The sequence below is a fragment of the Sphaerisporangium fuscum genome (assembly GCF_018531465.1).
Classification (GTDB): Bacteria; Actinomycetota; Actinomycetes; order Streptosporangiales; family Streptosporangiaceae; genus Sphaerisporangium; species Sphaerisporangium fuscum.
Genome location: NZ_JAHDTF010000019.1, coordinates 90,401 through 113,079, shown reverse-complemented (window position 1 = coordinate 113,079; position 22,679 = coordinate 90,401). Strand labels below are relative to the sequence as shown.

Genomic DNA, 22,679 nt, shown 5'->3' with positions numbered 1-22,679 from the left:
CTCCATTATGGGCCTCCGTGCAATCGCTTGTTCACGTAACGGCGGGCGTGAGTCGCCTGCTCACCCCATGTTCCCTTGTCTAACAAGCGCTTGCTACCCTGTTGATTAGCTTTGTATGGCATGTCCGGATCCGGGAGGAGCCCTTGCCATGAGCCAGGCCTACATCGTCGGCGCCGTGCGCACCCCCGTCGGGCGCAGGAACGGCGGCCTCGCGGCGGCCCACCCCGCCGACCTCGGCGCCCACGTGATCCGCGCGCTCATGGATCGTACCGGGGTGGACCCGGCCGCCGTGGACGACGTCGTGTTCGGCTGCGTCGACACCGTCGGCCCGCAGGCCGGGGACATCGCCCGCACCTGCTGGCTCGCCGCCGGGCTGCCCGAGGAGGTGCCGGGCGTCACCGTCGACCGGCAGTGCGGCTCCTCCCAGCAGGCCGTCCACTTCGCCGCCCAGGCCGTGCAGAGCGGCAACGCCGACCTGGTCGTCGCCGGGGGCGTGCAGAACATGAGCATGGTCCCCATCGCCCACGCCATGGTGGCGGGGCAGGCGCTCGGGTTCGCCACCCCGTTCGCCGGCTCCAAGGGGTGGGCGGCCCGGTACGGCGCCCAGGAGGTGTCGCAGTTCCGCGGCGCCGAGATGATCGCCGAGAAGTGGGACATCTCGCGGCGGGAGATGGAGGAGTTCGCGTTCGAGTCCCACCAGCGGGCCCTGGTCGCGATCGGCGAGGGCCGGTTCGAGCGCGAGATCGCCCCCTACGGCGGCGTGCTCTCCGACGAGGGGCCGCGCCCCGACACCACCCTGGCCAAGATGGCCGGCCTGAAGACGCTGGTCGAGGGCGGCAGGCTCACCGCCGCGGTGTCCTCGCAGATCTCCGACGGCGCCGCCGCGCTCCTCATCGCCTCGGAGGAGGCCGTGCGCACGCACGGGCTCACCCCGCGCGCCCGCCTCCACCACATGTCGGCCCGGGGCGGCGACCCGATCATGATGCTGTCCGCGCCCATCCCGGCCACCGCGTACGCCCTGCGCAAGGCCGGCATGAAGATCGGCGACATGGACGTCGTGGAGATCAACGAGGCCTTCGCGTCCGTCGTGCTGGCCTGGCTGCGCGAGACCGGCGCCGACCGCGACCGGGTCAACCCCAACGGCGGCGCCATCGCCCTCGGCCACCCCCTCGGCGCCACCGGCGCCCGCCTGATGACCTCCCTGCTGCACGAACTCGAACGCACCGGCGGCCGCTACGGCCTGCAGACCATGTGCGAGGGCGGCGGCCAGGCGAACGTCACCGTCCTCGAACGCCTCTGACCCCTTGTCCGCGGGCCCCGGCGAGGGCTTCGCCGGCTGTCCGCCGGGGGCCGGTAGAGTCGGGCCTCATGCCAGGAATGCCGCGTGTGCTTGCCGTACAGAACGGGATGAAGGGGGGTCCTGGGCGGTTCGGGGAATGGCTTGACGCCGCCGGGGTCGCCGTCGACGTGATCACCGCCTTCGACGGGTCCCCGCTGCCGTCCCGGCTGGCGCACGACGGCCTGATCGTGCTCGGCGGGGGCTACCTGCCGGACGACGACGACAAGGCCCCCTGGCTGCCGGCCACCCGCGCCCTCGTCGAGCAGGCCCTCGCCCGGTCGGTGCCGTTCTTCGGCATCTGCCTCGGTGGGCAGATGCTCGCCTCGATCGGCGGCGGGAAGGTGCTGGGTGACGCCGGGGCGCCCGAGCACGGCAGCACGTCGATCACCATGCGGGCCGAGGCCGCGGGCGACCCGGTCTTCGGCGGGTTGCCCGCCGCCGTCCCGGCGATCGAGAACCACATCGACGCCATCACGGCCCTGCCTCCGGGCGCGGTCTGGCTGGCCGAGACCGAACGCTGTCCCTACCAGGCCTTCCGGCTGGGCGGCCGCGCCTGGGGGGTGCAGTTCCACCCGGAGGTCGGGCCCGAGCGCATCCGGCAGTGGGACGCCGAGTACACCCGCAGGCGAGGCCTGGACCTGGACCAGCTGTACGCCGCCGCGGTGGCGGACGACCCGCTCTCGACGGCGGCCTGGAGCACGGTGGCCTCCCGCTTCGCCGCCCTGGTCAAGGAGGGCCGCGCGTAGGAGGGGCGCCTCGTTCGCGGTGGTGGCGGGACGCGGCCGGGTGGACCTCGGGGATCGCCTGCGCGACGGGAGCGGGCGGTGTGAGGAAGGCCACTCGCGCGATGACGCACGTCAACGGGACTAGAAAACAGGAAACTTTCCTATTAAATTTACCCGTTGTCCCAGACCGTCCCAGTGCCGCGCCCGCCGGCGGGGGGACGGCGCAGCCGTACGGTCCCGCGCGCCGGCCGCCGGGCGAGGAGTGGTGAATGAAGCGCAGCCCCGAGCTCCTGCGTCTGGCCGATTCGGTGCTCCTCCCCGGGTTCGAGGGGCTGACGCCGCCGGACTGGCTGCGCCGCCGCCTGGGCGAGGGGCTGGCCGGCGTGGTCCTGTTCTCCAGGAACGTCGACACCGTCGCCCGGCTCACCGAACTGACCGCCGCGCTGCGCGCCGAGAACCCCGACGCCCTCGTCGGCATCGACGAGGAGACGGGCGACGTGACGCGGCTGGAGGCCCGCACCGGCAGCTCCCGCCCGGGCAACTACGCGCTCGGCGTGGTCGACGACGTGGCCCTCACCGAGGAGATCGCCCGGGGCGTCGGAGCCGACCTGGCCGCCGCCGGCGTCGACGTCGACTTCGCCCCCACGGCCGACGTCAACTCCAACCCCGCCAATCCGGTCATCGGCCTGCGGTCGTTCGGCGCCGATCCGGCGCTGGTGGCCCGGCACACCGCCGCCTGGATACGGGGGCTCCAGGCGGCGGGCGTCGCCGCGTGCGCCAAGCACTTCCCCGGCCACGGGGACACCGCGGTGGACTCCCACCATGGCCTGCCCACGATCGCGGGCTCACGGGAGCGGCTGCACGAGGTGGAGCTGCCGCCGTTCCGCGCGGCGATAGCCGCCGACGTCCGTGTGATCATGTCCGGGCACCTGCTCGTCGGCGCCTACGACCCGGACGTCCCCGCCACGCTCAGCCCTCGCGTCATGACCGGACTGCTCAGGGAGGAACTGGGCTTCGAGGGCGTGATCGTCACCGACGCCATCGAGATGGCCGCCGTCGCCGACCGGTACGGCATCGGCGGGGGTGGCGCGCGGGCCATCGCCGCCGGCGCGGACCTGATCTGCGTCGGCGGGGAGAACGCCGGCGACGAGGTGGTGGCGGAGCTCCGCGAGGCGATCGCCGACGCGGTCGCCGCGGGGCTGCTGCCCGAGGAACGGCTGGCCGACGCGGCCAAGCGCGTCACCGCGCTGGCCGGATGGACCGACCCCGGACGCCGCCAGGACCCCGGCGACCCCCGTGCCGGTCTGGAGGCCGCCCGGCGCGCGCTGCGGATCAGGCCGGAGGCCGGGGGAGGGGCGCTGCCGATCACCGTGGCGCCGCACGTGGCCGAGCTGTCGCCACGCATGAACCTCGCCATCGACAAGGACATGCCGTGGGGGGTGGGCGAGCCGCTGGGCAAGCTGCTGCCGGGCACCACGTGCGTGCGGCTCCAGGAGGGGGGCCACCTCGACCGGCTGGAGGAGGCCGTGCTGACGCCGGCCGCCGGCCGTCCGCTCGTGGTCGTGGTCCGCGACGCGCACCGGCACTCCTGGCAGACGGCGGTGCTGGACCGCGTGCTCGCCGCCCGTCCCGACGCGATCGTGGTGGAGATGGGCCTGCCGGGACGCGCGGACCTCGGCGCCGTCCACCTCGCCACGCACGGCGCCGCCCGGGTCTGCGGGCAGGCCGCCGCCGAGGCCCTGGCCGGTCTGCTGGTCGACTGAGGTCTCGGGCAGGTATCATTGCGATCTAGGTCGAGAGGCGCTGCAACGGGCTCAGGCCCGCCACGCTCGGCCCCCCTCACTGTCAACAAGGGCGCCTCCCAGATCTTGGGAGGTGGTCGTATGAAAAGCAGGACCGAAGCGCTGCGTGAGCTTCTGGACCAGCGGATGGTCGTCCTCGACGGTGCGTGGGGCACGATGCTGCAGGGGGCGTCGCTCACCCCGGCCGACTATCGCGGCGACCGTTTCACCGACCACGCCTGGGACGTCACCGGCGACCCCGACCTGCTGAACCTCACGCGGCCCGACCTGATCCTCGACGTGCACCGGCGGTACCTCGAGGCCGGCGCCGACATCACCACGACCAACACCTTCACCGCCACGAGCATCGGCCAGGCCGACTACGGCCTGCAGGCGTACGTGGCCGAGATGAACCTCCAGGGCGCCCGGCTCGCCCGCCAGGCCGCCGACGAGGCCGGTGGACGGTTCGTGGCGGGCTCGGTCGGCCCGCTCAACGTCACGCTGTCGCTGTCCCCCCGCGTGGAGGACCCGGCCTACCGCGCGGTGACGTTCGACCAGGTCCGTGAGACCTACGCCGAGCAGATCAAGGCCCTCGCCGAGGGCGGCGTCGACCTGCTGCTGATTGAGACGATCTTCGACACGCTGAACGCCAAGGCCGCGATCGCGGCCGCCCGCGAGGTCGCCCCCGAGCTGCCGCTGTGGATCTCGGTGACCATCGTCGACCTCAGCGGCCGCACCCTGTCGGGGCAGACCGTCGAGGCGTTCTGGAACTCGATCGCGCACGCCGAGCCGATGGTGGTCGGCGTCAACTGCTCGCTCGGCGCCGAGGAGATGCGCCCGCACATCGCCGAACTGGCGCGGCTGGCCGGCACCTACACCGCCTGCCATCCGAACGCGGGCCTGCCGAACGCCTTCGGCGGCTACGACCAGACGCCCGAGGAGACCGCGCGCCTGCTCGCGGAGTTCGCGGGTTCGGGCATGGTGAACATCGTCGGCGGGTGCTGCGGCACCACCCCCGCCCACATCGCCAAGGTCGCCGCGGCCGTGTCGGGGATGGCGCCGCGCGAGGTTCCGAGGCCCACGGCGGCCACGCGCTTCAGCGGCCTGGAGCCGTTCGAGATCGGCCCGGACACCGGCTTCGTCATGATCGGTGAGCGCACCAACGTCACCGGCTCGGCCCGGTTCCGCCGGCTGATCGAGGCCGACGACCACCAGGGCGCCGTGGACGTCGCGCTGGAGCAGGTGCGCGGCGGCGCCAACATCCTCGACGTCAACATGGACGCCGACCTGCTCGACAGCGAGCAGGCCATGACGACCTTCCTCAACCTGATCGCGACCGAGCCCGAGGCCGCCCGCATCCCGATCATGGTCGACAGCTCGCGGTGGAGCGTGCTGGAGGCCGGGCTCAAGTGCGTGCAGGGCAAGGGCGTGGTCAACTCCATCAGCCTCAAGGAGGGCGAGGAGCCCTTCCTGGAGCAGGCCCGCAAGATCAAGGGGTACGGCGCCGGCGTGGTCGTCATGGCCTTCGACGAGCAGGGCCAGGCCGACACCACCGAGCGCAAGGTCGAGATCTGCGCCCGCGCCTACGACCTGCTCACCCAGCGGGCCGGTTTCGCCCCCGAGGACATCGTCTTCGACCCGAACGTCCTCGCCGTCGCCACCGGCATCGCCGAGCACAACGGCTACGCCAAGGCGTTCATCGAGGCCCTGCCGCTGATCAAGCAGCGCTGCCCGGGCGCCCGCACCAGTGGCGGCATCTCCAACCTGTCGTTCTCCTTCCGCGGCAACGACGTGGTGCGGGAGGCCATGCACTCGGCGTTCCTGTTCCACGCCGTCCGCGCCGGGCTCGACATGGGCATCGTCAACGCCGGGCAGCTCGCCGTCTACCAGGACATCCCGGCCGACCTGCTCGAACTCGTCGAGGACGTGCTCTTCGACCGGCGTCCCGACGCGACCGACCGGCTCGTCTCCTTCGCCGAGACGGTGAGCGGCGCGGGCACCAAGCGCGAGGTCGACCTGTCCTGGCGGGACGCGCCCGTCGAGGAGCGCCTCGCCCACTCGCTCGTGCACGGCATCGTCGACTTCATCGAGGCCGACACCGAGGAGGCCCGGCAGAAGGCCGTCCGTCCCCTCGACGTGATCGAGGGCCCGCTGATGGACGGCATGAAGATCGTCGGCGACCTGTTCGGCTCCGGGAAGATGTTCCTGCCGCAGGTGGTCAAGAGCGCGCGGGTGATGAAGCGGTCGGTCGCCTACCTCGAGCCCTACATCGAGGCCGACAAGAGCGGCGCCGAGGCCTCGCGCGGCAACGGCAAGGTCGTCCTCGCCACCGTCAAGGGCGACGTCCACGACATCGGCAAGAACATCGTGGGCGTCGTGCTGGGCTGCAACAACTACGAGGTCATCGACCTCGGCGTCATGGTCCCCGCCGCCAAGATCCTCGAGACCGCGATCGCCGAGGGCGCCGACGCCGTGGGCCTGTCGGGGCTGATCACCCCGTCGCTGGACGAGATGGTCGCCGTCGCCGCCGAGATGCAGCGCCGCGACATGAAGCTCCCCCTGCTCATCGGCGGCGCCACCACGTCCCGCCAGCACACCGCGGTGCGCATCGCGCCCGCCTACGACGGCACCACGGTGCACGTCCTGGACGCCTCCCGCGTCGTCGGCGTCGTCTCCGACCTGCTCGACCCCGAGCGGGCCTCGGAACTGGCCGCGTCCAACCGCGTCGAGCAGCAGCAACTGCGCGAGCAGCACGAGAACCGGCAGCGGCGTCCCCTGCTGACCTTCGCCCAGGCCCGCGCCAACCGCGAGCGCGTCTCCTTCGACGACCTGCCCGTCCCGGCCTTCACCGGCGTCCGGATGGTCACCCCCGACCTCTCCGGCGTCCGGGCCATGATCGACTGGCAGTTCTTCTTCCTCGCCTGGGAGCTGAAGGGCAAGTGGCCGGGGATCCTCGACCAGCCCCAGGCCCGTGAGCTGTACGACGAGGCGAACGCCCTGCTCGACGAGATCATCGCCGGGGAGCGCTTCGAGGCGCGGGGCGCGTACGGCTTCTGGCCGGCCCGCTCCGACGGCGACGACATCCTGATCGACGCCGGGCCGGAGGCGGCCGTCCGCCTGCCCATGCTGCGCCAGCAGACCGCCAAGCCCGAAGGACGGCCCAACCGCTCCCTCGCCGACTACCTGGCCCCCGAGGGCGACCACATCGGCGGGTTCGCGGTGTCCGTGCACGGCGCCGAGGAGCTGGCCGCGAGCTACGAGGCCCACCACGACGACTACCGTTCGATCATGGTGAAGGCGCTGGCCGACCGGATGGCCGAGGCGTTCGCCGAGCAGGTGCACCTCCAGGCCAGGCGCGACTGGTTCGAGCCGGACGCCGAGCCGTCCCTGGAGGACCTGCACGCCGAACGCTTCCGCGGCATCCGCCCGGCCCTCGGCTACCCCGCGAGCCCCGACCACAGCCTCAAGAAGGACCTGTTCGAGCTGCTCGACGCCGGGAAGCTCGGCATGGGCCTGACGGAGTCGTACGCGATGACGCCCGCGGCCAGCGTCAGCGGGCTGATCTTCGCCAACCCGGCCTCGCGGTACTTCACCGTCGGGCGGGTCGGGCGCGACCAGGCCGAGGACTACGCGCGGCGGCTCGGCGTCGAGCTGTCCTACGTCGAGCGCTGGCTGCGCCCGAACCTCGCCTACGACCCGGAGTGACGCTCAGCCGGGCGGGCGCCCTCCCGGGAGGCGGTCGAGCGCGGCCCACGCCTCGGCCATGATCCGGGTGATCAGCTGCTCGCAGGTGGGCAGGTCGTCGATCACGTCGACGACCTGCCCGGACGCCATCACCCCGAGGTCGGCGCGGCCGTCCACCATGGCGGCCTTCAGCAGCATAGGGGTGTTGGCCGCCTGGAGCACCTGAGCCCACGTCAGGTCGCGGCCGTGCCGCATCCGCAGCCCCTCGGCGATCATCCGCCGCCAGCTCATACCGGAGATCTTCCGGAACCGCGCGCCGTTGGCGACGGCCCTGATCAGGCCCGTCAGGCGGCCCGATCTCTCCAGCGACTCCACGAACGGCGTCCTCAGCACCCGGTGCGGCACCCCGTCCACGCGCGTGGTGACCAGGGTGCCGGACGCGGTCAGGTACAGCTTCTTCACCTCGTCGGCCACCGGTGAGTCCGAGGTCAGCAGGAACCGCGTCCCCATGGCGATCCCGGCGGCGCCGTAGGCGAGCGCCGCCACCAGGCCGCGCCCGTCGAAGAACCCTCCGGCGGCGACCACCGGGATGTCCACCGCGTCGGCCACCTGGGGGAGCAGGACGGTGGTCGGTACCGGTCCGGTGTGCCCGCCGCCCTCACCGCCCTGCACGATCACCGCGTCCACGCCCCACGCCGCGACCTTCTCCGCGTGCCGGCGGGCGCCCACGGACGGCATCGTCACGACCCCCGCGTCCCTGAGCCGGGCGATCAGCTCGGGCCTGGGGGCCAGCGCGAACGAGGCGACCCGCACCCCTTCGCGGATCATCACCGCCACCCGTTCGCCGGCGTCGTCGGCGTCGGAGCGGATGTTCACCCCGAACGGCGCGTCCGTGCGCTCCTTGACGGACCTGATGGCGCCGGTCATCTGCTCGATCGACATGGTGGCGGCCGCGATGATCCCGAGCCCGCCCGCGCGCGAGGTCGCCGCCGCCAGCCGCGCCCCGGCGACGTACCCCATCCCGGTCTGCACGATCGGGTACCGGCACCCCACCAGGTCGGTGAAAGCGGTCCTCACTGGGGGACCTCCCGGGCGCGCAGGTCCTTCGGGTCGAGGACGTCGCGGATGACCCGGAGCTCCTCGGCGGTGGGTGCGCGGGTCTCGGGTACCTCGCCCTCGGGCACGGCCAGGTCGAAGCCCGTGTTCGCCACGACCTCCTCCACCGTGACCCCGGGGTGGACCGAGGCCAGGCGCATCGAGCCGTCGGGGGTGGCGAAGTCGAGGACGGCGAGGTTCGTCACCACGCGGCGCAGGTCGTGGAACCGGGAGGCGCCGGGCCCCGCGGCGGCCGCCCGGTCGTACCCGACGCCGCTCACCATGTCGACCCGGGGCACGAAGACCCGCCTGGAGTGCCGGGGGATCCAGTAGCTCGTCGGGTCGCACACCGTGTTCCCCGGCGCGCCGCGTACCCCGAGGAGCTGGGATCTCGGCCTCTCCCAGTCGCCGATGCAGGAGATGTTGGTGTTGCCGTACCGGTCGATCTGGCTGGCGCCCAGCATGACGTGCCGCCGGCCCCGCAGCGTCAGCCACAGGTGGTCGCGGAACGGCAGCCACCCCTCCACCACCTCGGGGCTCTCGCCGAGGGGCGGCACGTCGCCGGTGAGCAGGCACACCCCGTCGTGCGTGATGAGGTCGGGTTCGAACGTCAGCCGCGCCAGCCGGGCCGCGAGGACGGTGACGGCGCCGCCGATGCCCGCCGCCAGGATCTCGCCGTCCCCCCGGAAGGCCTCCGCGCAGGCCACCACGCACACCTCGGCCCGCGTCGCCGCGCTCATCGGCTCTCCTCGCGCACGGCGTCCTGGTAGGCCGCCTCGTCACCGGCGAGGAAGCGCTCCTTGAACGCCTCCCAGGCGGCGGGGTCGCCGGCGGCGGCGACGTAGCTCCTCTGGAAGGCCTCGTCCCGCCCGTAGTCCGGCTCGCAGGCGGTGAAGTGCGCGCCGCCCGGCGTCTCGGCCACGCCCGTCACCATCGACCTGCTGATCAGCAGCGACTGCACGGGCCCTTCCTTCAGCAGGTCGGCGGTGTCCACCAGCCGCTCGCAGGTGACGTAGCACCGGCCCGCCGCCTTGGCGTACAGGTCGTCGAAGTACGGGTCGGGGCCGAGGTACTGCGCGTTGCCGCGCCGGTCGGCCCGGTTGAGGTGCACCAGCGCGACGTCCATGCCGAGGGCGGGGACGGCGACCAGCTCCTCGCCGTCCCCGTAGGGCGAGCGGACCGTGCGCAGGTGCGGGTTGACCCGCATCACGTCGGACCCGAGGCCCGCCCGGGTCGGCAGGAACGGCAGCCGGTGGGCCGCGGCGAGCAGCCCGAACATGAACATGCCCTCGTCGTACTCGGTGAACTCGATCGCCCCGCTCTGGCGGGCGGCCCGGAAGTGCGGCTCCAGAGGGATCGAGTCCAGGGTGACGAAGGGGGCCACGACCTTGCGCACCTTGCCGTAGGCGCACAGCAGCCCCACGTCGGCCCCGCCGTAGGTCACCACGGTCAGGTCGCGCAGCGGTGAGCGGCAGATCGCGCGGACCAGGGCCATCGGCTTGCGGCGGGACCCCCAGCCGCCGATCCCGATCGTCATGCCGCTCTCCAGCGTGCCGACGATCTGCTCGATCGACATCGTCTTGTCCGTCATCGCCCTCCTCGTGCGGGGTTCAGGCGCCGTCCGGGGCCGGGTCCGTCCGGTCCACGAAGGCGTCGCGGTGGCGGTCGCCCGCGCCCATCAGGTTGAGCTCGAAGGTGAAGCCCTGTTCGAAGCGGTAGCTGCGCTTCACGTCGACGGGGTCGATGCCGTTGAGCGACTCCTTGGCCCTGCGCAGGACGTAGGGGTCCTTCTCGGCGATCCGCCCGGCGACCTCGAAAGCCGCGTCCCTGAGCTCGCCGCGCGGCACGACGTCGAGTACGGACCCGTGGTGGCGCAGCTCGGCGGCGGTGACGTTGCGGCAGGTGTAGACCATGGCCCGCATGAGGTGGGCCGGCACGAGCCGTGCCAGGTGGGTGGCGGCGCCGAGGGCGCCCCGGTCGACCTCGGGCAGCCCGAAGTAGGCGTCCTCGCTGGCCACGACGATGTCGGCGTTGCCGACCAGGCCGATCCCGCCGCCCAGGCAGAAGCCGTGGACGGCCGCCAGCACCGGCACCTCGCACTCGTACACCGCGGCGAAGGCGGCGTAGCAGCCGCGGTTGGCGCCGACGAGGGCCTCGAAGCCGCTGGTGCGCTGCATCTCCTTGATGTCGACCCCGGCGTTGAAACCCTTGCCCTCGGCGCGGAGCACCACGACCCGCGTGCTCGGGTCGCGGCCGGCGGACAGCACCGCCTCGGCGAGGTCGAACCAGCCCTGGACGGGCAGCGCGTTGACCGGGGGGACGTCGACGACGATCTCGGCGATCGGGCCGCCGTGGTGCACGGTGATCCCCTTGAAGCCCATTCACCCTCCCGCACCTAACGCTTGCTTGGTACGGTAGCACGAGGGCGGCCTCGGGAGCGGTGGTGCGCATGGCGGAGTACGACTACAGCGGCCGGGTGGTGCTCGTCACGGGCGGCACCAAGGGCCTCGGGGCCGGCGTCGCCGGGGCGTTCCTCCGGGCCGGCGCCGAGGTGGTGGTCTGCGCCCGCAAGCCCCCCGACCGGCCGATCCGGACGCCCGGCCCGGCACCCTTCCGGGAGGCCCGCTTCCTCCCGGCGGACGTCCGCGACCCCGATGACGTCGACCGGCTGCTCGGCCGGATCGAGGGGGCGTACGGACGGCTCGACGTGCTGGTCAACAACGCGGGCGGCTCGCCGCCGGCCCCGCTGGCCGGGACCTCGCCCCGCCTGCACGCCAGGATCGTCGAGTTGAACCTGACCGCCCCGCTGCTGGTTTCGCAGCGCGCCCACCCGCTGCTCGCGGCCTCGGGCGGCTCGGTCGTCATGATCGGAAGCGTGAGCGGCGACCGGCCCTCGCCGGGCACCTCCGCCTACGGCGCGGCGAAGGCCGGGCTGCACCACCTGGCGGCGTGCCTGGCCGCCGAGTGGGCGCCGCGGGTCCGCGTGAACGCGGTGGTCGTCGGGCTCGCGGAGACCGAGAACGCCGCGGATCACTACGGCGGCGACGTCGAGCGGGTGGCCGCGACCGTCCCGGCCGGGCGGATGGCGCGGCCCGACGACGTCGCGGCGGCCTGCCTGTGGCTGGCGTCACCGGGCTACGTCACGGGCGCGCGGCTGCACCTCCACGGGGGCGGCGAGATTCCGGCTTGGCGACAACTCCCCTGAATCACACATGAAATATGAAAGATCAGGGAACTCTGCCTGCTCACTGCGGAAAAAGGAACGGTGAATGAGCGGTATCTGTGCGGGACGGGTCGTCGTCGTGACCGGCGCGGGTCGCGGCATCGGCAGGGCGCACGCCCTGGAGTTCGCCCGGCAGGGCGCGAAGGTCGTGGTCAACGACCTCGGCACGGGCCGTCAGGGCGCGGGCCGCTCGGGTGGCCCGGCGCAGGCCGTGGTGGAGGAGATCAGGGACCTCGGCGGCCAGGCGGTCGCCAACTGCGACGACGTGGCCGACTGGGACGGCGCGGGACGGCTGGTGAAGACCGCGGTCAGCGCCTTCGGCGGGCTGCACGTGCTCGTGAACAACGCCGGTTTCGTCCGCGACCGCATGCTGGTCTCGATGACCGAGCAGGAATGGGACGACGTCGTCCGCGTCCACCTCAAGGGCCACTTCCTGCCGCTGCGGCACGCCGCGGCGTACTGGCGGGAGCGCTCGAAGGCGGGTGAGCGCGTGGACGGCCGGGTGATCAACACCTCGTCGGGGGCCGGGCTGCTGGGCAGCGTGGGCCAGAGCAACTACGCCGCGGCCAAGGCCGGCATCGTCGCGCTGACCCACACGGCCGCGGCCGAGCTCGCCAGGTACGGGGTCACCGTCAACGCGATCGCCCCGGCCGCGCGCACGCGGATGACCGAGGAGGTCTTCCCCGAGATGATGGCGCCCCCGCAGTCGGGCTTCGACGTCATGGACCCCGCGAACGTGGCCCCGCTGGTGGTCTGGCTCGGCTCGGCCGAGTCGGCGGGGGTGAGCGGGCGGGTGTTCGAGGTGGAGGGCGGCATGATCTCCATCGCCACCGGCTGGACCCATGGCCCGGGCGTGGACAAGGGCGCGAAGTGGGAGGTCGGCGAGATCGGTGCGGCCGTCGCCGAGCTCCTGGCCGGCGCCCCCGTCCCCGCCCCGGTCTACGGGGTCGCCCAGGGATGAGCGGGACGCTCCGGCGTGAGCGGATGGGAGCCGGATCGGGGCCGGCGCTCCCATTCCGCCGTCACTCGGCACGCGCGGGCGTGCCGGCCCCGGCCGAGAACGCGTAGCACTCCACTTCGGCGCGGCGGTAGGTCAGGCCCCCCTGCACGGACTTGTCGACGCACTGCCGCTGGCGCACGCTGAGCTTCAGCACACCGCACACCGTGACCCCGGAGTAGGTCCGGCAGTCGAGAGTGGTGGACGCTTTCCCGATCTCATACTTCGTCCGGACCTCCGCCCGGCATTCCCGGCGCGCCCGATCGGTGTCGGCGTACCTGCACTGACGCATCAGGATCCGGTATTGCTCCTCGCTGACCGATTGCTTGCCCTCGTGTCCCGGCGGCCCTCCGGCCGCCACCGTGCCGACCATGGCCGTTGTGGCGAGTATGACAACCGTCGCGATCTTTCTCATGGCTTCCCCCAGTCATGACGGTTTGTACCCGCGTCGCGGCCTGTCGAAGAACAAGCCGGGCAAATCACCTCTCAGCTAGAGATGGGGTGGTTGGCGCGGAAGACGCCGTCGGGGTCGTAGCGCCGCTTCGCCGCGCGCAGCCGGGCGAGCACGTCGGCCGGGAACGCCGCCTCCGGCCCCTCGGAGTGGCCCAGGAACGTGTACGGCCTCGCGCCGCTCATCCAGGGCGCCAGAGCCTCCCGGAAGGAGCCCATGCGCCGCTCGACCGCCGCCATCTCCTCGGGAGCTCCGGCGATGGCGAGCAGGCTCAGGATGTACGGCTCGGCCACGTGCCCGCACGCTCCCGCGTCCGGGACGGGACGGGCGAGGGCGCCGCCCAGGTGGCGGATCTGCGCGACGGCGAGCGGGAAGATCGTGTCCGGTCCCGCCGCCGCAAGGAAGGCGGCCGCCGCGTCGTCGTCCAGCCCACGGAGCAGCTCGGCGTGCTGCACGGCGGGGCTGGGGTCGGTGGGCTCGGCGCAGACACCGCCCAGCTCGGGGATGGCGATCTCGTCCCGCGTGTCGACGACCAGGCCGGGGATGCGGTCGAACCGGTCGAGCAGCCGGCGGGCCTCCGCCGCCTCGCCCAGATAGGTGACGTCCATCACGACCGCCGACAGGCCGCGCAGCGGTTCGGGCAACTGGGGGAACGGCGGGAACCGCATCAGCGTGAACCACAGGCTCAGCTCCTCCGGCGCGACCGCGGTCGTCGCGCGGAAGGCGGCCATGACCTCCGCCGCGCGCTCCATCGGCCAGATCAGGCGGCCGCCGTAGAGGTGGGGTGCCGGGTAGAGCTCGATCTCCATCGCGGTGACCAGGGCGAAGTCGCCGCCACCGCCACGCAGCGCCCAGAACAGCTCGGGGTCGCTGCCGGCGCTGACCGTACGGAGGGAGCCCTCGGCGTCGACCACCTCGAACGACCGCACGCCGTTGGCCGCCAGGCCATGGCGGCGGCTGAACCAGGCGAGCCCGCCGCCCAGCGTGAAACCGGTGGCGCTCACGATGGGGGAGCTGCCGCACAGCCCGGTCAGCCCATGCCCGGCCGAGGCCGTGAGGACCTCACCCCACGAGGCGCCCGCCTCCACCCGCGCCGTCCGCCGCTCCGGGCGGATCTCCACCCCGCGCATCCGGCCGGTGCGGACAAGGATCTCGCCGTCTAGGCCGTCCGTGGCCCCGTGGCCGTTCGGCTGGACGGCGAGCCGCAGCCCGGCCTTGGCCGCGTAGCCGACCAGCGCGGCGGCGTCGGCGGCGTCCTCGACCTCGACGACGGCCCGGACCCGCTGGTCGACGTTGACCGCCCAGGGCCGGCGGGACGCCTCGAAGCCCTCGTCCCCGGGGACCGACACCCGGCCCCGTACCGCCCGCCGCAGGTCGGCGGCCAGGCCGGAGGCGCCGTCGATGTCGTGCGAAGTCATGCTCTCTCCTCATGGGCGCGGCCCGCCGGCACGCTCGTGGCGCGGACCGGCGGGCTTCGATCTCAACGGGGCCACCGTCCACCACACCGTTTGAGGAGAACTTGCCCGCGGCTGGGCGGGGACTTGACGGTCACTCACCGCGACCGCCCGAGGGTCAGGCGAAGACGTCCTGCTGGTAGCGCCCCTCGGCCTCCAGGCCGCGCAGCCACTCCTCGCCGTCGCCGCCGGTCCGGTCGCGGTAGATCCCCGCGAGGGCCTGACGGACGGCCGGCGCCATGCGCAGGCCGTCGCCGCAGACATAGACGTGCGCGCCGCGCTCCAGCAGCCCCCACAGGGTGTCCGCCTCGGCGGCGATGGCGTCCTGGACGAACCGGAACGGGTGCCCCGGCACGGCGGAGAAGGCCGCGTGCACCCGGGCGACCCCTTCGTCCTCCCATCCGCGCAGCTCCGACCGGTACAGCCAGTCGTGCTCGGGGTGGCGGCAGCCGTAGAACACCTCCGCCGGACCGGACGCGCCGGTGAGCGCCCGCTCCTCCAGGAATCCGCGCAGCGGGGCGAACCCGGTGCCCGGCCCCACCAGGATCACCGGCGTCGCGGGGTCGCCCGGCAGGCGGAACGGCGGGCTCGGCACCCGGACGTACCCGTAGAACACCTCGCCGGGCACGAGCCCGGCCAGGTAGGCCGAGCACATGCCGCGGTACTCGCCGCTGCCCGACCAGGCCGGGCCCTCCACCAGCCCGACGGTGATCCGCACCCGGCGCGGGTCGGCCAGCGGGGAGGACGAGATGGAGTAGTAACGCGGCCGGATCGGCCCCGCCATCTCCAGGAACACCGGCAGCGGCAGCGTGATCGCGGGGAGACGCTCCAGCAGGGCCAGGACCGAGACCCGCTTGGCGAGGATCTCGTCGGCGTAGGTGTCCGCGAGCCGCGCCAGCTGCCCGCGCGTCCAGGGGCACTCGGTGTGGGCGGCCAGTGCCGCCAGGTCGGAACGGGTCGCGACCTCCTGCAACTCGGCGAACTCCGTCAGCAGCAGACCGGCCGTGACCGGGGTGTCCACCGGCAGGTGCGTCGTGCCGCGCGCCCGCAGCCGTACGACCTGGTCGCGCGGGACGCGCAGGCAGCGCAGCGCCCATTCGACCAGCTCGGGGTCGTTCTTGGCGAAGACGGCCAGGTGGTCGCCGGCGGTGTAGCTCACGCCTTCGGGCAGCTCGGCGACGATCGAGCGCACACCCGGGCGGGGCGCCTCCACCGAGAAGTCCCACAGCCCGGCCGGGTCGCCGGTCAGCTCCTCGTTCGACAGCACGGTCAGCGGGACGGCGTTCGGGGACACCACCGCGGGACGCACCTCGGCCTCGGTGAGCACGTCCATCTCGTAGCGGGGCCCGCTGTCGGCGGCGGAGGTGCCGTACTCCGCGGCCAGCGCCGCCCACAACGCGGCCGTCCACGCCGAGACGTCGCCGTCGAAGTCGCCGTCGGCGTCGGCCTCCCCGCGCTCGACCAGCGGGACGGCCCCCGCGCGGGTGAGCTTGTCGAAGGCGCGCCGGGGGAATCCCTGGTAGGTGGGCCACTGGGTGTTGCCGCACCCCAGCAGCGCCAGGCGGACCCCTTCCAGGGACGGGAACTCCTCCAGCGCGTCGAAGCGCTGGGCGTTGTCGGGCGCCTTGCCGTTGTAGGTGGAGGTGATCACGACGAGCAGCCCGTCGCGGGGCGGCTCCAGCTCGTCCAGCGAGGTCAGCGTGGTGGTGAAGCCGGAGCGCCCCGCCCGCTCGGCCAGCCGCTCGGCGATGTCGGCGCAGGTGCCGAGGTTGGAGCCGTAGGCGACGGTGAGGGCCACGCCCGTGGCGACCACCTCGACCTGCTCCTCCTCGACCGTCTCGGCGACCTCGGCCACCGCCCTCTCGTGCGGCTTGCGCTCCCGGACGCTGACGGTGAAGTCGTCCGGCTTGAGGGTGAGGGTCTGCTTGATCTGCATCCGGTAGACCTCCGGGTCGGAGATCGCGAAGCGCTGCAGCACCACGGCCAGGGCGAGCCGCGCCTCGGTCAGCGCGAACTGGCGGCCGATGCACGCCCGCTCTCCGTTGCCGAACGGCTTGTAGGCGGCGGGGTGGTGGCTCGCCCTGTTCTCGGGGAGCCACCGGTCGATGTCGAACTCGTCCGGCCGCTCCCACGCCTTCGAGCTCCTGTGCAGCGGCGGCAGCAGGACGACGGCCGTCTGGTCCTTGCACACCGGGTAGCCGCCGACGGTGGTGTCCTCGAAGGCCTTGACCGAGAAGGCCGGGATGGGGGACCAGATCCGCAGCGTCTCCTCCAGGATGCGCGGGATCACATCCAGCTTCATGACGGTCTCGTAGGTGGGAACCGCGTCGCCGGGCAGCAGGCGGTCGACCTCGGCGTACGCCATGGCGAGCACGTGCGGGTTGCGCAGCAGGTTGTACAGGGCGAACGACAGCAGCCCGCTGGTGGTCTCGTGCCCGGCGATGAGGAAGGTGAGCACCTGGTTGCGGATGTTCTCGTCCGACAGCTTCTCGCCGCTCTGCGGGTCGGCGGCCTCCAGCATCAGGCCGAGCAGGTCCTTGGTGCCGCCGTGGCCCTCGGCGCGGCGCCGCCGGATGACGTCGTCCACCAGGTCCTGCATGACACGGATGTCGCTCCGGTAGCTCTCCTGGTTCTTCTTCTTGAGCTTGGTGACGATGGGGAGCTGCCGGTTGCGGATCATCGCCTCGGTCAGCGCGTTGCCCATCGCCTGCAGGAAGGGGTGCAGCGTCGGCGACTCGAAGGAGTTGAACCGGTAGTCGAAGCCGGTGAGGGAGATGGTGTCGAGGGTGAGCCGGGTCATGTCCTCGGGCACGTTGACCCGGTCGGACACGGCCCACTTGGCCGCCAGGGCCTCGGCGACCTCCAGCATCTGCGGGAAGTACGCCTTCATCGACCGCTGGCTGAACGCCGGCATCAGGATGCGGTGCGCGTGGCCCCAGACGGGCTCGTCGCGACGGGCGGTGAACAGCCCGTCCCCAGCGAAGTCGCGGACGATCGACAGCGGCGGGTCGATGCCCTTGTAGAACCGGGTCTCGTCGCACAACTCGGCCACCAGGTCGGGGTCGTAGACGAACAGGACCTTCCGCCCCAGCAGGTCGAGCTGGTAGATGCCCTCGTCGTGCTCCGCCGCCGTCTGCTCGAGGAAGGCCGCCGGCGAGTGCGACGGAATCTGGAACGTGTTGCCGAAAACGGGCAGCCCTTGTGGAGCCGGAATGGACCGAGTCGCCGCCATGGGGAACCCCTCCTTCGCCGGCGGTTCCCGATACCGCCGGCCATACACTGTATGGATGACGCTACCATACGGTGTATGGCTGCCAGTGCGCGCAGGGGGACGCCCCTGACCCCCCAAGAGATCTACGCGACCGCCCTACGCCTGGTCGACACCGTCGGGGTGGACACCCTGTCCATGCGCAAGCTGGCGGCCGACCTCGACGTGAACCCGATGTCGGTCTACCACCACGTCGAGAACAAGACCGAGCTGCTGCGCGGTGTGTGCGCGCTGGCCGGGGACGAGATCCAGCTGCCCCCCGACGACGGCAGCCCCTGGCAGGACCAGCTGCGCAGGCTCGCCCGCGCCTACCGCTCCATCGCGCGCACCCACCCGTCCCTGTGGGCGTACATGAGCTCCCATCCCGAGGTGTGGGACCTGGCGGCCGGCCCGTTGTGGGAGGTGTACACCCGCATCCTCCACATGGCGGGGGTCCCGGACGACGAGCTGGCCCACGTCCGCAAGGTCCTGTACACCTTCGTCTTCGGCTTCCTGACGGCCGAGAGCAACGGCCTGCTGAAGAGCCTGGAGGGCGACGGCGAGCCCGACGAGACGTTCGAGATCGCCGTCGACCTCATCGTCGCCGCCCTCGAACGACGCCACTCCTGACCGCACTCATCGCTGGCGCCGGCCCGGCTACTTCCGCAGCACCTCGATCAGGCTCGCGTAGCTGTCGGACCCGTGGCCCGCGGCCCTGGCGCGTTCCATCATGCCCTTCAGCAGCTCGGGCAGGGCGTTGTCCACGCCCCGGGCGGACGCGGCGTGGATGAGGTGGCCGATCGCGGCGATCTGCACGTCGACGGTGGCGTCGTCCCCGGGGTACCGGCCGGCGTCCACCTGCGGCGCGTACGTCGTCAGGAACACGGCCACGGTGCTCAGCCAGCGGATCGCGACGGGGGTGAACGCGGTGGCCTCCGTCTTCTCGGCGCCGACGAGCGCGGTGCCGTGCAGCCAGCCGGTCATCGTGGCCCACATGAGGCCGAGCAGAGCCGCGTCGTAGAGGGAGGCCAGCCCCGGATCGCCGCCCAGGTGGAGCGGGTCGCCGAGGGCCGACAGCAGCGGCCGGTGAGCCTCGAACACGGCGTCCGGCCCGCTGTACAGGAACATCACCTCGGCGGTGCCCACTCCCGGCGGGGTGGTCATGATGGCTCCGTCGAGGTAGTCGGCGCCGTGCGAACCGGCCCATGACGCCATCTCGCGCGCCTGCTCCGGCGAACCGCTGGTGAGGTTCACCAGGACCTTCCCGGCGAGGGAGCCGGCCACCGGCGTCAGCAGCGCGCGCAGCACGTCGTAGTCGAGGACGCACGCCAGGACCACCGGGGCGGCCGCGAGCGCCTCCTCCAGCGAGGCCGCCGCACGCGCGCCCCGGGCGGCGAGCGGGGCGGCCTTCTCCGCCGAACGGTTCCAGACGGTGGTCGGGTGGCCGCTGTCGAGCAGCGCCGCGGCCAGCGCCGAACCCATCGACCCCAGTCCGATGACGGCCACGCCGCGGTCATCAGTGTTCATGTCACAACTCCTCACGAGCCCGTTGACGGTGGTTGGTCGGGCGATGACCACCCTCACAGGGGACGACGGCCGGGAACAGTGACACTGATGACGCCTGTCACCAAAATGCTGCCATAGCCTCTACGGCATGAGTGCCGGTTCCGTCGCCGTGGTCGTGATCGAGGACATCGGGATCCCCTCCTGGGACCTGTACGAGTTGAGCATCCCGTGCACGGTCTTCGGGAAGCCGCAGCCGGACCTGGCCGACCCCTGGTACGACCTGCGGCTGTGCGGCCTGGGCGGCGAACCGCGGCCGCCGGGCTCCCCCGCGACGGCCGGGCTGCGGCTGCACACCCCGTACGGCCTCGACGACCTCGCCGGCGCCGGCACGGTGATCGTGCCGTCGGTGCCGGACGCCTGCGTGGAGGACGGCAGGCCGCTGCCGTCCGAGCTGGTCACGGCGCTGCGCCGCGCCCACGACGCCGGTGCGCGCATGGTCTCGCTGTGCACCGGCGCCTTCGCGCTCGCCGAGGCGGGACTGCTCGACGGGCGCCGGGCCACCGCCCACTGGATGCACACCGCGCAGTTGGCCGAGCGGTACCCGAAGGTCGAGGTCGACGACTCGGTGCTGTACGTGGACGACGGTGACGTGCTCACCAGCGCCGGGCTCACGGCGGGACTGGATCTCTGCCTCCACCTGGTCCGCCGCGACCTCGGCGCGAACGTCGCCAACCAGCTGGCCCGGCGGATGGTCGTGCCCGCCCACAGGCCGGGAGGCCAGGCCCAGTTCGTCGACCTGTCGGTGCCCGTGGCCGACTCGGGAGGGCTCGGGCCCGTCCTGGAATGGGTCCGAGGGCGTCTGGACCGGCCGTTGACGGTGGAGGACATGGCGCGGCGGGCTGCGGTCAGCCCGCGCACCTTCTACCGGAGGTTCCATTCGGCGACCGGCGTCACCCCGCTGCAGTGGCTGCTCAACCAGCGGCTGGCCCGGGCGCAGAGCCTGCTGGAGTCGACCGATCTGCCGGTGGAGAAGGTGGGGGAGCTGAGCGGGCTCGGCACGGCCAACAACCTCCGCCATCACTTCCTGAAGCATGTCGGCGTGTCGCCCAGCGACTACCGGCGCGCCTTCCCGCGTACGACGCCGGTGGGGTTGTGACGGTGCCCGTCATTCCGCCGAGGTGACGGTCTCGTCCCAGTCGATGCGGTGGAGGTGGACGGGAGCGAACATCTGCTCGGGGGTGGGCATGGCCGGCCGGTCGCCGGACCGCCCCGCCTTGGCCTTGTTCGTGGCGACGGCGTTGCCGCCGATCATCTCCACCCGGGGACGGCGCAGGCGCTCGTAGGCGGCGAACGCGGCGGCGGGGGTGGGCAGGTCGCGCAGGCAGCGGGCCAGCTCGACGGCGCTCTCGACGGCCTGGGAGGCGCCCTGGCCGGAGCTGGAGGAGGGGGCGTGGGCCGAGTCGCCGACCAGGACCATGCGCTGGCTGTGCCAGCGCGGCACCGACGGCATCCGCTCCATCGGGCCCACCGCCATGAGGTCCTCGGGAGCGGTGCCGGCGAGGAGCCTCTCACCGGGCACGTGGCCCGCGTACAGCTCACGCAGCCGGGCCAGCCAGTCGGCGGCGGGGACGGCGGCGACCTCGGCCGAGGTGAGCGGCGCCGCGCTGGGCAGGCTCGCGAACCAGCAGACGCGGCCGTCGGGCAGGCGCCAGTAGCCCATGAAGGTGCGGCCGAACGCGAAGTACATCTCGCCCGGCTCGGCGGTGACCCCGGCGCCGCTGCTGTAGCCGCCGAAGCTCAGCACGCCGCCGTACTCCGGGCCGGGGGCGCCGGCGTCGATGAGGGTGCGCACGGTGGAGCGGATGCCGTCGGCCCCGATCAGCACGTCGGCGGTGGCGGTGGTGCCGTCCGCGAAGGTGGCGGTGACGCCGTCGGCGTTCTCCACGGCGGTGACCAGCCGCTTGCCGTACTCGACGCGCACGCCCCGGGCCGCGGCGTGCTCGGCGATCGCGGTGAACAGGGCTGCACGGGGCATCGCCCGGGAGGCGGGCAGGCCGGGGAAGCCGCGGAACACGGACAGGGTGTTACCGTCGCCGTCCGCCATCACCACGCCGGGGACGGCCTGGCTGACGGCCTCCACCGCCTTGTCGGCCTCGACGATCTTCAACGCCTCCAGCCCGTTGGGGGCGAGGCTCAGCCAGGCTCCGACGCCGTCCGCCGCCGCCGGGTGCGACTCGTAGATGGTGGCCTCGATCCCCGCCTTCGCCAACGCCATCGCGGTCACCGGCCCCGCGATCCCGCCACCGATCACCAGTGCCGTCTTCACCGTGCTCATGCTCTCTCCTCAGCTCGTGTCGATCTCCTAAATAGTCAGCTATGGATAGTCTGAAGTCAACTATCCATAGCTGATTAATTTGGCGCGAGGGCGATGCGGCTGCCGAGGGCGTCCGGCCCGGCTCCGCGGTCAGCCCGCGGCGTTGAGGCGGCGCTGCGCCTGGAGGAGGCGGTTCAGGTGGTTCCGGATCACCGGCGCACTGGACCGGGCGAGGTCCTTGACCTGCTTGGACGAGCCCTGCTGGACTTCCCGCGCTCCCAGCTCCAGCGCCGTGTGGTGGTCCTGGATCATCGCCTCGACCCATGCCCGGTCGAATGTCGTCCCCGAGAGCCCGTTCAGCCGGTCCCGTCCGGCCTTCTGCTCCGCCGAGGGCTCCGACGGGAGCGACACCCCGAGGGCGTTCGCGGTGCTCTTGACCACGGTGTCCAGTTCGCTGTGGTCGGCGACCATCGTGGAGCCGATCGAGCGGACGTCCGGGTCCTGCCCTCTGTCCCGGGCGAGCTTCCCGGCGGCGATCCCGCCGAGGTCGTCCTGGTGCGCCTGGATGAGGAACGTCCTGTCCCGCTCCGAGGCGTCCAGTCGCGCCGCCGCCGGGGAGCCGCCCGCCAGTACGGGCAGGACGATCGCGGCGGCCGTCGTGACCTCGGCGAATGGAACACGCGGCGACATCGCTACCCCCTGAGTTCGCTGTCGTCTCGTTCTTACTCGTTTCCTCGCCCTCGGCTCTGCATGTGGCGAAAGTGGCGAAAATCGGACAACTGGCCATCTTCCGACCATCTGATTGCCTGCCGGCCGTGGCCCCGGCGACGTCGCCTCGCGGCCCGCGGCTCCTGCGCCGATGA

The 22,679-nt window shown here is 72.6% G+C and carries 18 protein-coding genes and 1 riboswitch; of the genes, 8 read left to right on the top strand and 10 right to left on the bottom strand.

Annotated elements, in window-relative coordinates; genetic code table 11:
- Positions 1-148 precede the first annotated feature (148 nt).
- The 4 genes from KIK05_RS23930 (at position 149) to metH (ending at position 7,550) form a co-directional block, all read left to right on the top strand.
- On the top strand, positions 149-1,300 hold the full coding sequence (locus KIK05_RS23930) for an acetyl-CoA C-acetyltransferase (RefSeq protein ID WP_214413046.1): 1,152 nt from the start codon (positions 149-151) through the stop codon (positions 1,298-1,300).
- Between the two features lie 77 nt (positions 1,301-1,377).
- Positions 1,378-2,085 (top strand): type 1 glutamine amidotransferase, encoded by a 708-nt coding sequence (locus tag KIK05_RS23925; protein WP_250563326.1) that lies wholly within the window; start codon positions 1,378-1,380, stop codon positions 2,083-2,085.
- Positions 2,086-2,333: 248 nt separating this feature from the next.
- Positions 2,334-3,827, top strand: coding sequence for a glycoside hydrolase family 3 protein (locus tag KIK05_RS23920; protein WP_214413044.1), 1,494 nt, complete (start codon positions 2,334-2,336; stop codon positions 3,825-3,827).
- A gap of 26 nt (positions 3,828-3,853) precedes the next feature.
- A riboswitch (S-adenosyl-L-homocysteine riboswitch) is annotated at positions 3,854-3,931 on the top strand.
- 16 nt (positions 3,932-3,947) lie between these two features.
- Positions 3,948-7,550 (top strand): methionine synthase, encoded by a 3,603-nt coding sequence (gene metH, locus KIK05_RS23915; RefSeq protein WP_214413043.1) that lies wholly within the window; start codon positions 3,948-3,950, stop codon positions 7,548-7,550.
- A gap of 3 nt (positions 7,551-7,553) precedes the next feature.
- On the opposite strand, the gene KIK05_RS23910 is transcribed toward metH, so the two are convergent.
- From KIK05_RS23910 to KIK05_RS23895, 4 genes are read right to left on the bottom strand one after another with little or no spacing between them, the layout of a single operon-like run.
- Complete coding sequence (locus KIK05_RS23910; protein WP_214413042.1) at positions 7,554-8,606, bottom strand: NAD(P)H-dependent flavin oxidoreductase; 1,053 nt, start codon at positions 8,604-8,606, stop codon at positions 7,554-7,556.
- Positions 8,603-9,364, bottom strand: coding sequence for a CoA-transferase subunit beta (locus KIK05_RS23905; protein ID WP_214413041.1), 762 nt, complete (start codon positions 9,362-9,364; stop codon positions 8,603-8,605). The genes KIK05_RS23910 and KIK05_RS23905 overlap by 4 nt, the downstream gene beginning before the upstream one ends.
- Positions 9,361-10,215: a CoA transferase subunit A gene (locus KIK05_RS23900; RefSeq protein WP_214413040.1), complete on the bottom strand. Its 855-nt coding sequence runs from the start codon at positions 10,213-10,215 to the stop codon at positions 9,361-9,363. The genes KIK05_RS23905 and KIK05_RS23900 overlap by 4 nt, the downstream gene beginning before the upstream one ends.
- A 19-nt stretch (positions 10,216-10,234) precedes the next feature.
- Positions 10,235-11,005 carry an enoyl-CoA hydratase family protein gene (locus KIK05_RS23895; RefSeq protein ID WP_214413039.1) on the bottom strand — a complete coding sequence of 257 codons (771 nt, stop codon included), beginning with the start codon at positions 11,003-11,005 and terminating at the stop codon, positions 10,235-10,237.
- A 68-nt stretch (positions 11,006-11,073) separates the two neighbouring features.
- Here KIK05_RS23895 and KIK05_RS23890 point away from each other — a divergent pair, with 68 nt between their 5' ends.
- Together KIK05_RS23890 and KIK05_RS23885 are read left to right on the top strand one after the other, a co-directional pair.
- Entirely contained in the window at positions 11,074-11,829 is a 756-nt protein-coding gene (locus tag KIK05_RS23890; protein WP_214413154.1) for an SDR family oxidoreductase, read from the top strand.
- A gap of 64 nt (positions 11,830-11,893) precedes the next feature.
- Positions 11,894-12,808, top strand: a complete 915-nt coding sequence (locus KIK05_RS23885; RefSeq protein WP_214413038.1) for an SDR family oxidoreductase — start codon at positions 11,894-11,896, stop codon at positions 12,806-12,808.
- A gap of 61 nt (positions 12,809-12,869) precedes the next feature.
- On the opposite strand, the gene KIK05_RS23880 is transcribed toward KIK05_RS23885, so the two are convergent.
- From KIK05_RS23880 to KIK05_RS23870, 3 genes are all read right to left on the bottom strand, one after another.
- The gene (locus tag KIK05_RS23880) at positions 12,870-13,259 is read right to left on the bottom strand and encodes a hypothetical protein (RefSeq protein WP_250563325.1); all 390 of its coding nucleotides are present in this window, start codon (positions 13,257-13,259) and stop codon (positions 12,870-12,872) included.
- Between the two features lie 71 nt (positions 13,260-13,330).
- A complete protein-coding gene (locus tag KIK05_RS23875; RefSeq protein WP_214413037.1) occupies positions 13,331-14,713 on the bottom strand; it encodes an FAD-binding oxidoreductase in 1,383 nt (460 codons plus the stop codon).
- A gap of 154 nt (positions 14,714-14,867) precedes the next feature.
- Positions 14,868-17,981, bottom strand: coding sequence for a bifunctional cytochrome P450/NADPH--P450 reductase (locus KIK05_RS23870; protein WP_214413036.1), 3,114 nt, complete (start codon positions 17,979-17,981; stop codon positions 14,868-14,870).
- Between the two features lie 75 nt (positions 17,982-18,056).
- Here KIK05_RS23870 and KIK05_RS23865 point away from each other — a divergent pair, with 75 nt between their 5' ends.
- Positions 18,057-18,626 carry a TetR/AcrR family transcriptional regulator gene (locus tag KIK05_RS23865; RefSeq protein WP_214413035.1) on the top strand — a complete coding sequence of 190 codons (570 nt, stop codon included), beginning with the start codon at positions 18,057-18,059 and terminating at the stop codon, positions 18,624-18,626.
- A 27-nt stretch (positions 18,627-18,653) separates the two neighbouring features.
- Here the strand turns inward: KIK05_RS23865 and KIK05_RS23860 are convergent, their stop codons facing one another.
- A complete protein-coding gene (locus KIK05_RS23860) occupies positions 18,654-19,523 on the bottom strand; it encodes an NAD(P)-dependent oxidoreductase (RefSeq protein WP_214413034.1) in 870 nt (289 codons plus the stop codon).
- A gap of 127 nt (positions 19,524-19,650) precedes the next feature.
- On the opposite strand from KIK05_RS23860, the gene KIK05_RS23855 reads away from it, so the two are divergent.
- Entirely contained in the window at positions 19,651-20,658 is a 1,008-nt protein-coding gene (locus KIK05_RS23855; RefSeq protein WP_250563324.1) for a GlxA family transcriptional regulator, read from the top strand.
- 9 nt (positions 20,659-20,667) lie between these two features.
- Here KIK05_RS23855 and KIK05_RS23850 read toward each other — a convergent pair whose 3' ends face one another.
- Together KIK05_RS23850 and KIK05_RS23845 are read right to left on the bottom strand one after the other, a co-directional pair.
- Positions 20,668-21,837 carry an FAD-dependent monooxygenase gene (locus tag KIK05_RS23850; protein WP_214413033.1) on the bottom strand — a complete coding sequence of 390 codons (1,170 nt, stop codon included), beginning with the start codon at positions 21,835-21,837 and terminating at the stop codon, positions 20,668-20,670.
- Between the two features lie 129 nt (positions 21,838-21,966).
- The gene (locus KIK05_RS23845) at positions 21,967-22,506 is read right to left on the bottom strand and encodes a DUF4142 domain-containing protein (protein WP_214413032.1); all 540 of its coding nucleotides are present in this window, start codon (positions 22,504-22,506) and stop codon (positions 21,967-21,969) included.
- Between the last annotated feature and the right edge of the window lie 173 nt (positions 22,507-22,679).